This window comes from Streptomyces caelestis (genome assembly GCF_001279005.1).
GTDB classification, from domain to species: Bacteria; Actinomycetota; Actinomycetes; order Streptomycetales; family Streptomycetaceae; genus Streptomyces; species Streptomyces heliomycini.
On the sequence record NZ_LGCN01000243.1, the window covers coordinates 16,467 to 29,981 of the forward strand.

Sequence of the window (13,515 nt, forward strand, 5' to 3'; positions counted from 1 at the left end):
CGTACGTCGGCACACCCGGACCTACTGGACCGGGCGGAAGCCCTCACTCGCCGTGCGCAGGCCGGAACGTTCCACAGGATCGACGCGCGGCATCCCGACGCGACCGACGTCGGACAGTACGCGGTCCCCCTCACCGAGGGCTTCGACGACCACGTCGGCCGAGCCAACGGAGGCAAGCGCGGCCTGTGGCGCGTGGGGATGCTTCGGCCTTCTGTCCACCGTCATGATTCTCGCCTCGCTGATATCGGAGGACGGTGAGCGGCCGTACCTGTCCATCATTGTTTCGTTTTTCGTCGCGGCGGTGGTCGCGGGCTGGCTGTGCGGCCGCGCCTTCTCGCCCAACACGGCCCAGGGACGAAGGCGGTTGGCGACAGCCAGGCGGATCGCGCTGGCCTCGGGCATCTTCATCGCGGTAGTGCCGATGCTCCTGTGGGAGGCGGAGTCCGACACCGCGGAGCTGGCGCCCCTGTGGCTCAACGTCATCCGGAATCTCGGCATGGGCTTCCTTCTGTCCTGGGTGGCTGGCGCGCGAAGGGGAGTCCGCCGCGCCGCTTCGGCGCAGAACGCGTCTCCCGAGTCGTGCTCGCCACAGCATGAGGATGCTCGAAATGACCGGGCCGCCGACCCGGAGGGGGTCGCATCACTCCGTCCCGCCAGGTATGACGGGCCGTAGGTACGCCACGGGAGCGAGTCGGATGCGTCCTGAGACATGGCTGACCCTCCCAGAATGAGACTGCCCGGCCGGGAAACTCTCATTTCAAATGATCAGTTAAAGAGCGTTTTGTCCCGACAAGAACCTGATGGTGCCGATCCTGAAGGCCTGCTCCCCACACCCGCAGGGATGGCCCCAAGACGCCCGCTCAGCCCAAGGGCAAGGACTCCGCTCCCCGCATCCGTGGGGATGGCCTCCTTCGGAGTGGCCGGGCGGCTCGCACATCATCTGCTCGACGCAGTTCCGCCTCGCTTGTCAGCTGCCGCTCATCCCGTTGGCGCGCCAGTAGGTGCCAAAACCGCGTGGCCCGTCGAACGTCCGAAACGGTCGGACAGGCGGCTTCAACGCGATGTGCTCCAGGACGGTGCGGTGGGCTTTCATGACGACGGGGACGTACTCGTCGTCCAGGCGCCTGCCCTGGCCGTCGGTGCCGTAGGAGACGAAGTCGTTGTCCAGCAGCCGGGGCAGCGCGATGGCGACCTCCAGATCCGTTCGGCCGGCCGGAGGGCCGAACCGCAGCGACTCGACCGTCTTGACATCGAGCACCCATGGCGCGACCCAGCCGTCCCTGCGGCTGAAGAACATCTCGGTGTCCACGCCCCCCACCCCTCCGACCCAGCCAAAAGCATCCTCGGCTCTGCCGCGCCCAGTTCACCAGATGCCGCTGACGAACCCCGTCTCTCCGACCGACCGGAAGGCGCCCGCGGGTGTCGGGCAACCGATTCAAACTCACGCGCGCGGCGACGGGGTGCGCTCGGGCGGTCCGGATCGTGGTCGTTGAGTCAGCGGACGCTGCCGCCGGGCGCGGAGATGTCTCCGCTCAGGTACACGGCGAAGCCGAACGCATACGCCGCGACCTGGCGCGGGTACTTCCCCAGGCAGGACTCCAGCGTACTGACTGCTCCCGCCTTCCCGTAGGGAGGGGACCGGTGAGGCGGTGCGGGCGTTGCTCGTCCGCCGGCGGTGCCGGCCGTTCAGATACGCCAGGAGCGGAGTGTGTCTGCGATGTCGTAGATCTTCAGCCGGGTCTCGCGGGCCTTTCTGATCAGGTCGGACAGCGCTCCATAGGGCGGGTCGATGCCTTCACCGGACTGGTCGAGGTATTGGGTGGTGACGAAGGCGGCGAAGAGGCTGTTGCGGTGGGGGAGCGGTTCGAGCCGCACGATGGTGTGCAGGAGCGCGGCAGCACGCCATGCGGCGTCGGGGTTGGACTCGGCAAGCGTCGGCGTGCGGGTCTTGTGGCGGGCGACGGCCGCGACAAGGGCCGAGTAGTCGGTGACGGACACGTCGTCGTGACCGAGGGCGATGTCCTGAACGTCCAGGAGCCAGGAGACGTCTACGTACAGGGTCTCGCTCATCAGGCGGCAGTGGCTCCCCGGTCGCGCTCGGAGGGAGGAATCTCGTCCGGGAACGCCGCGTCGAACTCCTCGCGCAGCCTGTCCGCCCAGGACGTAGCGCCCGCCACGAACCGCTTACGGTGCATCTCGCGCACGCCCAGGTCGTGCAGGTACTGCTTGAGGCTCTTGCCCTCAGCGGCGGCAGCAGCGCGCACGCCTTCCATTTCTTCCTCGGTGAAGGACACATTCAGTGACGGCATACCAACATGGTACCTACTTGGTGCCTGTCGAGGAAGCAGAAGCGAGTCTGCCCCATCAGCTGCGAGGCGGTTGTCGATCGGTCCGTCCGCGCGCGGTCGCTCAGAGCGTGAGCACCGGTCGCGTGGAGAAGTTTTCGTACATGCCCTCTCCGTCCGGTCCGTGCACGAACTCGGCCATGTCAGGGTTACGGTTGGCGGTCGCCAGGGGAAGCCAGGCCAGCAGGTGGCCGTAGCCGCCGCACACCGACTCACCCCCGTCGCCGCCGTGAACCGCGGTGACATCGCTGGTCAGCTCGGCGCGGTAGGTGTCGTAGGCGATGCGCAGGCCGAAGGCGTTCAGCTCGTTGTGGGGGCCGGTGTCGTCTCCATAAGGGATGCGGTCGAGGGGACAGTCGTCGCCCCACCGGAACAGGGTGCTCGACCCGGCGCCGCAGGCGTGTTCCCACTCGTCGGAGCTCGGCATCCGCAGACCACGGACGGAGAGGGCAGCAGGCATGTCGGCCGGAGGTTCGGTCAGGTTCTCGTCCTCCACGGCCATGAGGACGGTGGCCAGGTGAACGCTGCGGCGAGCGCTGAGGATCCGCTCGAGGTGGGTCCGCAGATCGGGCCCGTAACCGTAGCCCTGTTCCAGGCTCTCGGCGTAGTCGGCGGCCTGCTGCGCGGTCGGTTTCCAGGTGTCGACGTCGAAACCCAGGGACACCTGGCCTCCGGGTATCAGGGCGAACTCCTGCCCATCCTGCTCGATCCGGACGCGGTGCAGCGGGGCACCGAGGTGTTCCGTGGCCTCGACGAGTGACACTCGACCGCCCACGTGGTCAGCGGCATTCCGGGCGATCTGCCGGGCGGTGACCACGTCGAAGGTCCGCCACAGGTCGAGAGTGAGATCAGCGAGCGACATGGCCCGCAGTGTGGCATGCGGCACTGACACTGGAGCGGCGGGACGGCCCAGTCGTGCCACCCGCCGCACGCATTGTTGGCGGCGCGGGTGTCAGCGACGAGCTCAGACGCGGTCGACCGCAGGCAGCCCCCGGCTCCCGTACCGTCCCACGGTCCCCAGCGACACCCCCGCCCCGCGCTCCACCGCCTGTCACCCAGCGGGCCGCGCACCCAGGAAAACGAGCGAGCACCTGCAGGAGCGCCTTGGAGTAGCGGGAGCCAGCGGGCTTCCCACGAGCACCGAAGGCACGAAGAATCAGGCAGGGCCGGCTTCCGCTCCCCGCTCCGCCCCAGGAGCCGCTGCCTTACGCCCGGTGCCGACAGCAGGCATCCGCAGCAGCGGCGGCAACATGAACTGCTGCGCATGGCGACACGCAACCACGGGGATTCCGAGTGACGTGCTGACCGCGGTCGGCCTGATCCTGCCGGACCCAGTTCCGCAGCCCTTCGGCGCTGACCCCGAGCTCCCGGGCCGCCTCGGTGACAGTCCTGCCGGAGGAGCGGACCAGTGCGACCGCGTCCCGCTTGAACTCCTCCGTGTACCGCCTGCTGCGGTTGCTCTTGCTTCCCACCTGGCACTACTTCCTCTGGAACCTCACGTCCACTCTCCAGGTGCCCAGCATCAAGGGGAAGCTTCGGGACTGTAAGACGTTCGGTGTAACTCCAGACCATGGAAGATGCATCGATGACCAGTGAGAACGTGTCCGAATCCGAGGCCGTCGAGCCCACAAAGGCTGTGTCGGCGAAGGCCATGGACGACCAGCTGATCGACGAGCTGGTGAGCCGGGCCCAGGCCGAGGGCCTGCAGCTGACCGGTGAGGGCGGGCTGCTGCAGCAGCTGACCAAGCGGCTGCTGGAAGACCGCGCTGAACGCCTTCGACATCACCTTCGACGGCCGTCTGTCGGCGGCCGGCCAGTAACGACCACCCCAGTTGCACCGCTCGTTTGCCAGACCCCGCTCATCCTCTGGCTCCGCACGTAATCGCGCATACTCGCGCGGTCCTAGGCTGAGGAGGCCGGGGCCAATTCTTCCGGCAGTTGCGGAGGGGAGCCCTGGGTCCACGCCACCCGCAGTGTCGAGGCGGAGATCCGCCAGCCGCCAGCCGTCCTGACCAGGTGGGTGTCGGCATGGCCGGCGGAGATGAAGACGCTGCCTGAGCCATCTGCCAGGACGTGAGTGCTCAGCTGAGCGAAACGGGCAATGGCCCGGGCTCCGTCGATCTCGATGATGGCGTTGGCGCCGAGATGTACGGTTCGGTCGAACAGCGCCATTCCTCGCCGGATACGGGCCAGTAGGGCATCGCGGCCACGGACGGTGCCGATGGGCATTTCTGCGGTGACGTCTTCGGTGTGGAACGCGCGAGCCCATTCCTCGTCGAAGACCCCGTCGTCCAGGGAACGCAGGTAGCGGTCCAGCAGGTCGGTGATCTCAGCGCGGTCGGTCAGGGCCTGCAGCTGTCGTTGCATCTCGTTGGTGTCCATAGCGGCAGACTCCTTCCTCAAGCGCACTTGAGGTCAATACCGGCCTTGGGAAGCATCGGTACAGCTGTTGGCACTGAGATTGATCATGGTCTCTAGCTGCGGATCTCCATGCTCGGGTGAGGTTGGGACTGGAGTCGTTCGCGGAGGCCGATCTCCTCGTGGGTAAGCAGGTCCTCGAGCCGGCGGATGCGGACGTGCTTGGGCCGCAGCGGCAGGCCGTCGTCCACCGCGGCGGCCTCGGCTTCGGCGAGCGCCCGGTAGAGCGAGGCGACCGAGGGGTGCTTGCCCGCGTTCTTGCCGGTCTTGATGGTCAGCTTCTTCGCGATCTCGGCGACCGGGACACCTTTGTCCTTGAGTGCAACGGCGAAGGTGAGCATGTCGTCATCGATGACCTTCGGCCGTCCCCCGTGGTTGCCCTTGGCCGCTGCGGTGACCTGGCCTTCGAGGGGGCGCTGTCACGTTGTTGGGCGGGCGGTCTCTGATGGTGCGTCACGGCCTGATGGGGCCTGGTTCCGGGCTGTGCTCAGGCCGCGGTGGCGAGGCCGGCGACGCCGGTGATCTGCTCCCAGATTGCGAAGCGGACGGTCATCTCGGCTCGGTGGGCAGCAGCGGTCATCAGATGGCGGCGGGGCCGGAAGTGGGTTGAGATGCCGCTGAACGCGGAAAGGAACCGCTGTGCTCCGCCCACCGAGCGGAAGCCTTTCATCGCCCGCTCACGTTGCCTGGTGGGCTGGTGGCTGTTCTCCGCCCGGTTGTTCAGGTACTTCGACTGCCGGTGTTCGACGCAGGGCATGACCTCTTGGTGGGCGGCGCCGTAGGAGCGGAGCTTGTCGGTGACGATCACCCGCGGCACCGCGCCGGTCTTCTTCAGAAGTCTGCGGAAGAAGCGCCTGGCCGCGGCCTTGTCCCGGCGGTTCTGCACCAGGATGCCCAGGACGCTGCCGTCCTGGTCGACCGCCCGCCACAGGTACTGCAACCGCCCGTTGATCTTGATGAAGACCTCGTCCAGGTGCCACTTGTCCCCAGGCCGAGGCTGCCGGCGGCGCAGCGCGCCTGCGTAGGCCGACCCGAACTTGGCGCACCAGCGGCGCACCGTCTCGTAGGAGACGACAATCCCGCCCTCGAGCATCAGCTCCTCGCCCTCGCGCAACGACAGCGGGAAACGGAAGTACACCCACACACAGTGGGAGATCACCTCGACCGGGTACCGGTGCCCCTTGTGCAACAGCGACACGACCCCCACGGACAGCCCCCTCCAGCATGATCAACCAGAAGATCACCCCACCCGGCCAACCAACGTGGCAGCGCCCAGCCGCCGAATGCGCACACGCGGTGGCGTCGAGAGCCTCGAAGATTTCCATGATCTCCCTGTCAGACTTCTTCACGATCCCTCCGGAATGAGTTGGTTCGCTGCCAGGCAGTACCGAGCCAACCCCCGGAGGGATCACCTGTTCGGAATCGACACGAATGGGTTCATGGAAAGGTAGATCAACTGTCCGCAGAGCAGGATCTGACTTGTCCGCCTAAAAGGATCTTGCGCTGTCCGCTCTCAAAACCTTCGGAAAAGCTGGAATCCGCCTGGAACCACAGGTCGGGGGCGCCCAAAGTGTGTGGCGTAGAGTCGGTCGGGTGTCGCAGGGGGTGTGATGGCCACGCGCTTCGAGATCCTAGGAACCATCGAGGTACGGCGGGACGGGTCCCCGGTCGACGTGGGGCACGCGATGCAGCGGCGAGTGCTCGCCGCGCTGCTCGTCGACGCGGACCGGCCGGTGTCAGGCGACGCTCTGGTGGACCGGGTGTGGGGGAACACCGAGACGGCGAACGGCCGCCGGACGCTGTACGGATACCTCTCCCGGCTGCGCCACGTACTCGCTGCCGACGGCACGGCCATCACACGGGAACGGGGCGGCGGCTACCGACTGGCGGTCGAACCCTCGGCGGTGGACGCACACCGCTTCCGCGAATTGTCGGCCAAGGCCCGACAGGCGAGCAGCGACGGGCAAGCGGAGGCCCTGTGGAGGGAAGCCCTGGCACTGTGGCGGGGCAGCGCGTTCACCGGTGTGGACACCCCGTGGTTCAACGCGCAACGCCACCTCCTCGACGGCGAGCGACTGGCCGCCCAGCTGGAGCTTGCCGACGTGCGGCTGCGCCTGGCGCAACACGACACCATGGTGAGCGAATTGACCGCCCGGGCCGAGGCGTATCCGCTCGACGAACGCGCGATCGGACAACTGATCCTGGCCCTGTACCGGTGCGAACGGCAGGCCGAAGCCCTGGAGGTGTACCAGCGTGCCCGGCGGCGACTCGCCGACGAACTGGGCGTCGACCCCGGCACGGCGCTGCGGCGGCTGTACGAACAAATCCTCACCGCCGACCCACAGCTCACCGCGCCCCCCTCCGCCGCCCCACCCGCCACTACGAAACCCGCCACCGCCACGAAACCGGCCACCAAAAGCGGCACGGTCGCGAACGCCGGCCCGCACATGGCACGCCAGCTCGCCCCCCGGCTCCTCCCGGCGGACCTGTCACTCTTCGTCGGCCGGAACGCCGAGACGGATGAAGCGCGCCGACTGCTCGGCGAAGAACGGCTCGGCCCGGTGACACTGCTGGTCACCGGCCCTGCCGGAGTGGGCAAGACCGCCTTCGCCGTACGTACCGGGCACCTGCTCGCCTCTCGCTTCCCCGATGGCCAGCTCCACGCGGACCTGCGGGGCTTCGGCGACGATCCGGCCGAGCCGTTCACGGTCCTCGGCACCTTCCTCCGCGCACTCGGCATCCCCGGCGGCACCGTCCCCGCTGAGCTGACCGGCCGCGTCCACCTCTACCGCACCCTGCTGGCGGGACGGCAGACGCTCGTCGTCCTGGACAACGCCGCCAGCGCCCACCAGGTGAGCGACCTCCTGCCCAGCGGCGTACGCTGCGCCACTATCGTCACCAGCCGGACGACCATGGCGGAACTGAACGGCCGCCGACTCCCCCTGGACGTACTGGACCCCACGACGGGACTCGACCTGCTGCGCGAGATGCTGGGCCGGGACCGGACCGACGCCGACTCCGGTTCCGCCCGCTCCATCGTGGAAACCTGCGGTGGCCTTCCCCTGGCGGTATGGGTCGCCGGTGCGCGGCTGGCCGCCCGGCCGCACTGGCCCCTGGCCAAGATGGCACGCGCCCTCGCCGACGAGCAGCGCAAGCTCGACGAGCTGGCCGTCGGCCACATCGCCGTACGGGCCAGTCTCCAACTGACCTACCAGCAGATGTCCGCGGCCACCCAGCACGCCCTGTGTCTGATCACCCATCTGCCCGGACCGAGCTTCGCCGCCTGGGCCCTGGCCGCGCTACTGGACACCGACCTGCCCGAGGCAGAGGCAGTCCTCGACGACCTGGTCGAAGTACACCTGGTGCAGACCAGTTCGATGAACGCAACCAGAATCCGATACCAACTTCACGACCTGGTACGGCTGTTCGCCAGGGAACGCGCGGAGAAGGACACCCCCGAGCGGGAGCGCACGGCCGCCCTCACCCGATTGCTCGGGGCAAGCCTGCACCTCGCCGACCTCGCCGCGGACACCCTCAGCGTCGACTTCCAGGGCATCTCGCAGCTGGACCTGGCCTCATGGCAGCCGACCCCCGCCGAGGCCGATCAGTTGCTCGCCGACCCGCTCGCCTGGTTCAACGACGAACGCCAGTTCCTCATTGCCGTGGCGGAACAGGCCCTGGACCGAAGAGAGGGTGTCGCACCCGCCGCCGGACTGGCCACCGCCCTCACGACCCTCTTCCAGGTCGGCAGTCACTTCGACGACTGGGAGAGGCTCCAGAACCGGGCGCTCAAAGCGGCCCTCAGCAGCGGCGACCGGCACAGCGCCGCGAAAATCCACCGCTGCCTCGGCGAACTCACCACCATCCTCGACCGCTACCCGGAAGCACTCGACCACTTCGAGCAGGCCCTGCTGCTCACCGAGGGCGAGGGGCCCACATACCGGGCCAGCGCCACGGCCGGGCTCGCCTATGTGCACCGGCTCCTGGGCCAGTACTCCTCCGCCGTGCTCCACTTCGAAGAGGCCGCCGAGCTCGCCGAATCGGCGGGCAACGTCAACTGTTTCGTCTACGCGACCAACGGCCTCGGCGTCATCGACCTCGAGCAGGGCCGTGTCGAAGCCGCCATCGCGCGGTTCACCAAGTGCCTGCGCGTCAGCCGGGCCGCGGGCTACCGGCCGGGAGAGGCCCAGGCCCTGCGCTGCCTGGGCCAGAGCCATCGCGCACTCGGCGACCACCCGGCCGCCGCCGACGCCTACCGGCAAGCCGCCGAGATCAGCGAGGACCTCGGCGACCGCCTCAGCGCCACACACGCCACCTGTTGGCTCGGGGACGTCCTGGTCCGCCAGGGCGAGCACCGAGAAGGACGCCGCCTGCTGGCCCGGACCCTGTGGACATATCGGGAATTCGGCAATCTCTGGGGCGAAGCGGCGACCCTGTACGCGCTCGCCGAGGCACAACTCGCGGTGGGCCGTCCGGGACCGGCCCGCAGGCGCGCCGAAGCCGCCGTCCGGCTTTGGAGACAGATCGGTTCCAGCAGGTGGCTGGCCGTCGGCCTGGACGCCCTCGCCGAAGCACACACCCTGTCCGGTGACCACACGGCCGCGGCTCGTTCCCGCGAGGAGGCCGAAGAGATACGTAAGCCTTGAGGCGGATGCGCCCCGCCTCGACGTAAAAAGGGATCGTGCCCCGGTACGGAGCACTGCCACGCTCAACCCGTCGATGAAACGAGCACCTCGAACGCACCCACCCCTTTGATCCCCCAACGACCAGTCCTGCGACGGACGAACCTGCGAGCAGGACATCAATGGGCGCTGTCACGTTGGTTGGCCGGGTGGGGTGATCTTCTGGTTGATCATGCTGGAGGGGGCTGTCCGTAGAGGTCGTGCCGCTGTTGCACAAGGGGCACCGGTACCCGATCGAGGTGATCTTCGGGCCGCGCTTGGAGGTGCCGCAGCGGGCCTTCGGGCACACCTTGCGCACCGCGGGGCCGAGCAGCGCGCACAGCTCGCCGGTGATCGCGGTCGGCGTCTCGCCGCCACCGTCCGGTCCGAGCCGCGGATACACGCGCCGGTCCAGGACGACTCCGCCGTCACCGTCGCCGACGGGGTGGATGAAGGTGTGCTGGGGCAGCGAACCACTGCGGTAGGTCCGCAGCGCGCCTGTGAAGCCGATCGCGCTCGAGCAGACCAGGTCCAGCCGCGCACGTGCCTGCGCCAGCGGCTCAGGGTGGGCGTCGATCTGGCCGCGGATGTCATTGAGGATGTCCTCGGTGTATCCCATGAAGATGTGTCCGTTCAGGTGAGGGGCGACGAGCGCCGTACAGCGCCAGGGGCCTTCCCCGGGCGGAGCCGTCACTCGGTGGCTCACCCTCCTCTGACGTCACACCGTCGGGATCGTCCGGGCGGCCCTCACTCTCGCTGCGATCAGGTCAGGAACAGTCGCGGCAGACCGTGCTCGCACCCTTGAACCGGGACGGGGCCAGGACCATGAAGCACTCCCTGCAGGGACGGTCGCTCCGCCTCCTGGCGACCGTGCAGCCACAGTGCCCCTGCCCGCACGAAGGCTCCCCGCACGTCTCGCACTCCCACCAGGAACCGAACGGAGCCAGAACGGGAAAGCGCTGTGCTTCCTGCCGCACCAGCTTGCCGGTCAGAGTCAGACACGCGGGGCCGAAGCACCCGAGTTCGTGCAGTTCGTCGAATACGGAAATAGCTGGTCCCTCCTCTTGACGGGCAAACCGTACGTCAAGGAGCGCTCCCGGAACAGGAAGTTACGGATTCCCTCTCGTCCGTCCATCCCACGCTTGAACCTGAGCGAAGGCACGGATGCCCGCAGCCCCTCTCGGCCGGGTTGATGCACCGGAGGGGGGACTGATGCCGACGAGCAGAAAGGGGAGGCCACCGGCCTCCCCTTTCTCGCTGGCGGGGCGTGCGCCAGGGTCTTTGAGAAGTGATCTTGTGTCCGGGTTCGCCAGGTCAGTCCGAGGGCGGTGGGGGGCCGCTGGTGGTCACGGGCGGTGCGGCGGAGGGCGGCGGCGATGTTGGTGTGGGCGTCCTGGCGGTGGATGCCGATGGCGAGGTTGCGCAGGCCGGCCATGACGTGGGGCAGGTTGCGGGTGCGGATCTTGGAAGCGTCCTCGTGAAAGGTGCGGTCCCGGACGTGGTGGAGCTGGTTCTCGATGCGCCAGTGGCCGCGGATCCAGGCCGTGAGTTCGCTGCCACTGGCCGCGCCGGGCGGCAGGCTCGTGACCAGGTGGATCCGCTCGATCGTCAGCTTGCCCGTGCCCAGATCGCGTCTTCAGCGCACGGCTTGGAGGGGCTGACGGGCGTGCGGGTAGTCGATGTGGGCGAAGGCGGCGGTCTTCAGACGGCGGATCTCGTCGCGGTGGTGGGCCCGGGTGCGCTCGATGTGGTCCAGGCGGATGTCGCGCCAGGGAAGGCGGTGGAGGCGCTCAGGGAGTCCGGGATGGTTCCGCTTGACGACGGCCAGGTAGTGAGCCCCGCGTTCGTGCAGGTAGGCGGCGTGGTCGTGCTGGGTGTGCAGGGCGTCGGCGGTGATGACGGCGCCGGTCAGGTCGATGTCATTCAGGAGCGGGGCGAAGGCCGGGATCTCGTTGCTCTTGCCGTCGATCTGCCGCTGGGCGAGGACCTGGCCGTTGTGGGTCATGGCGGCGATCAGGGCCGTGGCCGTCCGGCCGGCGGTGCGGGAGCCGCGGAGTGTCTTGCTGTCGACGGCGATGACCTTCCGTCCCGGTGCCGGGGCCTTGCGTTCCTGGAGGAAGCGTCCGATGGCGCGGTCAAGGGCGTCACCGTCGGCGGCGGCCAGGACGAGGCGGACGGTCGTGGCATGGGGCGGGCGGAACAGTCCCGTCAGCGGGTCGGGCCGGAACCCGAGCAGGGCCAGGACGCGTTGCGGCGCGTCGGCGACCCACTCACCGATCGCCGTGATCGAGGCGGCGCCGGCCAGAACGGCGGCAGCCGCAGCGGTGAGCAGGGCCGTCCACGGATACCGGATGCCGCGACGGGCCCGTGGATCAGGCACCGTGGCCAGATACTTCCGCAGGTCAGCGGCTGCCTCCAGCGGGGCTGGGCCGGAGGCGCCCTCCAATTGCCGAAGGCATGAGGGCATGCAGGAAGATGGGTGCGCAGGCATGGACTCGCTCGGTGCTCATACGGACTAGACACCCACATGATCACCAGCGGCCATGCCTGTTCTGCGTCCAGGGCGGACGTCGACAGAAGTCGACAAGCCACCACAACCGGCACTCAGCAGGCGAACCGCCCACCTCGGCACTTTTTGAAGACCCTGCCTGCCGGGTCGTGTCGGCGGTTGGGTGCGAACAGCAACTTTGTTCAAGAAGCAGCGCCGGGTATGCGGCCCGAAGAAGGGAGTGTCTTGTCGCATACTCGGCGCTGACCGGCAGAGTTACGCCGTCGTGGCTGCTGTCTCGGTGGCTTCGACTGCGGACTTGAAGTCGGGGTGGACCCCGATTTGATCAAGCCACACGCTCATCGAGTTGTAGCAATTGAACCTTTCGATCTTTCCGTCACGGAGGTACCAGAGGTCCGCCGCCGGCACGTCGATCCGGTTCCCGGTCGGTGGGATCTCGCCGACCGGAGTCGGAAACCCTCCGAGATGCGTGCCCTGGATTCGCAACTCGACGGCGACGACATCACCGAACGCATGTACCTCGAGCAGTTCACGGTGTACATCGGGGAACGAGCGGGCGAGGCCCGCGACCACCTGAGGAATCTGCTTTTCGCGGAAACTCTGCGAGGTCGACATGTCGTTGAACGACCCGTCCTCGGTGAACAAGGCCAGGAAACCGTCACCGTCGAGAACGTTCCCTTCCGCGAGCCGGTAAGCCTCGCGAATGGTCTTTTCGTTACTTTCCATTCCTGTTCTCCTTTGAATTCGCAACACGCTCACGGTCCGCGCTTGTCTTTGATTGACCCTTCCCGGCTGTCGTAACTGTAATCGTTACAGCGGATTGTCGCAACCTTCACCGTTACGACTGCGCTGTCGTAACATGGAGCGTTGCGACCCGAGGAGGGATCATGAGCGCCAACAGCAGGCTGACCACTGCCGCCCATGCGCTGGCCTGGATCGGTCTCTACCAGCGCCAGGGTCACGAGGTCGCCACCTCCGAGCAGATCGCGACCAGCGCGAACACCAACCCCGTGGTGATCAGGCGGCTGCTCGGCGAGCTGCGCAGGGCCGGGCTCGTGGAGTCCCGGCGGGGCGCGGGCGCGGGCTGGTCACTGGCGCGCGAGCTGGGGTCGATCACCCTGCTCGACGTGTACGAGGCAGTGGAACCCGGCCCGCTGTTCGCGATGCACCGCACCACCCCGGACCAGGGATGCGTGGTGGGTCACGGCATCCAGCCGGCAATGCGGGGCATCTACCAGGACATCGAGGAGACCCTGAGACACGAACTGGCCCGCGTCACGCTCGAGAAGGTGCTCAGGGACGTACTCGCGGCACCTCGCCAGCCTCTCTGATCAGCTGGGCGACCCCTGCGAACCGTAGGGTTCGGCGTGGGTTCTGCCCACCGGGGCGGAGTGACGTGAGCGTGGAGATGGAATCCCGCGCCGAACGCGTTGGATCCGCCGCCGGAACAGACGGCGGGTGCAGGCCGAGCTTGAGGTTGATTCCCGGGAGTGGACACCGGGTTTCATGCGGCGAGTGGCAGAGTACGTGACGTGATCAGTTGTTGTTCGAACTCGACCGGTGTGAGGTGGCCGAGGGCGGA

General features: G+C 67.8%; 13 protein-coding genes and 1 pseudogene. 3 read left to right on the plus strand and 11 right to left on the minus strand.

The features are described 5' to 3' along the window. Positions 1-21: 21 nt before the first annotated feature. The 6 genes from ADK41_RS33070 to ADK41_RS44415 all read right to left on the minus strand — a co-directional run bounded on the left by ADK41_RS33070 (position 22) and on the right by ADK41_RS44415 (position 3,817). The gene (locus ADK41_RS33070; protein WP_158717732.1) at positions 22-402 is read right to left on the minus strand and encodes a hypothetical protein; all 381 of its coding nucleotides are present in this window, start codon (positions 400-402) and stop codon (positions 22-24) included. A 565-nt stretch (positions 403-967) separates the two neighbouring features. Then, positions 968-1,309, minus strand: coding sequence for a hypothetical protein (locus tag ADK41_RS33075; protein WP_030836394.1), 342 nt, complete (start codon positions 1,307-1,309; stop codon positions 968-970). A gap of 377 nt (positions 1,310-1,686) precedes the next feature. Then, positions 1,687-2,070, minus strand: a complete 384-nt coding sequence (locus tag ADK41_RS33080; RefSeq protein WP_030836397.1) for a hypothetical protein — start codon at positions 2,068-2,070, stop codon at positions 1,687-1,689. Then, positions 2,070-2,309, minus strand: coding sequence for a hypothetical protein (locus ADK41_RS33085; protein WP_030836399.1), 240 nt, complete (start codon positions 2,307-2,309; stop codon positions 2,070-2,072). Before ADK41_RS33085 ends, ADK41_RS33080 begins: the two co-directional genes overlap by 1 nt. Positions 2,310-2,409: 100 nt before the next feature. Continuing rightward, a complete protein-coding gene (locus ADK41_RS33090; protein ID WP_030836402.1) occupies positions 2,410-3,207 on the minus strand; it encodes a hypothetical protein in 798 nt (265 codons plus the stop codon). A gap of 343 nt (positions 3,208-3,550) precedes the next feature. Next, positions 3,551-3,817 (minus strand): transposase, encoded by a 267-nt coding sequence (locus tag ADK41_RS44415; protein ID WP_078662219.1) that lies wholly within the window; start codon positions 3,815-3,817, stop codon positions 3,551-3,553. A 113-nt stretch (positions 3,818-3,930) separates the two neighbouring features. Between ADK41_RS44415 and ADK41_RS33095 the strand changes: the two are divergent. Continuing rightward, positions 3,931-4,116, plus strand: a pseudogene (locus ADK41_RS33095) (IS256 family transposase); the annotation flags it as partial. A gap of 131 nt (positions 4,117-4,247) precedes the next feature. Here ADK41_RS33095 and ADK41_RS33100 read toward each other — a convergent pair. From ADK41_RS33100 to ADK41_RS33110, 3 genes are all read right to left on the minus strand, one after another. Beyond that, the gene (locus ADK41_RS33100) at positions 4,248-4,727 is read right to left on the minus strand and encodes a nuclear transport factor 2 family protein (RefSeq protein ID WP_030836407.1); all 480 of its coding nucleotides are present in this window, start codon (positions 4,725-4,727) and stop codon (positions 4,248-4,250) included. Positions 4,728-4,819: 92 nt separating this feature from the next. Then, entirely contained in the window at positions 4,820-5,104 is a 285-nt protein-coding gene (locus tag ADK41_RS33105; RefSeq protein ID WP_030836410.1) for a hypothetical protein, read from the minus strand. Between the two features lie 146 nt (positions 5,105-5,250). After that, complete coding sequence (locus ADK41_RS33110) at positions 5,251-5,970, minus strand: IS6 family transposase (protein WP_030836413.1); 720 nt, start codon at positions 5,968-5,970, stop codon at positions 5,251-5,253. Positions 5,971-6,373: 403 nt separating this feature from the next. Here ADK41_RS33110 and ADK41_RS33115 point away from each other — a divergent pair, with 403 nt between their 5' ends. Continuing rightward, positions 6,374-9,409 carry an AfsR/SARP family transcriptional regulator gene (locus ADK41_RS33115; RefSeq protein WP_030836416.1) on the plus strand — a complete coding sequence of 1,012 codons (3,036 nt, stop codon included), beginning with the start codon at positions 6,374-6,376 and terminating at the stop codon, positions 9,407-9,409. A 1,651-nt stretch (positions 9,410-11,060) separates the two neighbouring features. Here ADK41_RS33115 and ADK41_RS33120 read toward each other — a convergent pair. Both ADK41_RS33120 and ADK41_RS33125 read right to left on the minus strand, forming a co-directional pair. Further along, a complete protein-coding gene (locus ADK41_RS33120; RefSeq protein WP_420706789.1) occupies positions 11,061-11,915 on the minus strand; it encodes an ISAs1 family transposase in 855 nt (284 codons plus the stop codon). Between the two features lie 273 nt (positions 11,916-12,188). Next, on the minus strand, positions 12,189-12,659 hold the full coding sequence (locus ADK41_RS33125) for a nuclear transport factor 2 family protein (RefSeq protein ID WP_030836419.1): 471 nt from the start codon (positions 12,657-12,659) through the stop codon (positions 12,189-12,191). A 161-nt stretch (positions 12,660-12,820) separates the two neighbouring features. On the opposite strand from ADK41_RS33125, the gene ADK41_RS33130 reads away from it, so the two are divergent. Continuing rightward, positions 12,821-13,264 (plus strand): Rrf2 family transcriptional regulator, encoded by a 444-nt coding sequence (locus tag ADK41_RS33130; protein WP_030836421.1) that lies wholly within the window; start codon positions 12,821-12,823, stop codon positions 13,262-13,264. The last annotated feature ends 251 nt before the right edge of the window (positions 13,265-13,515 follow it).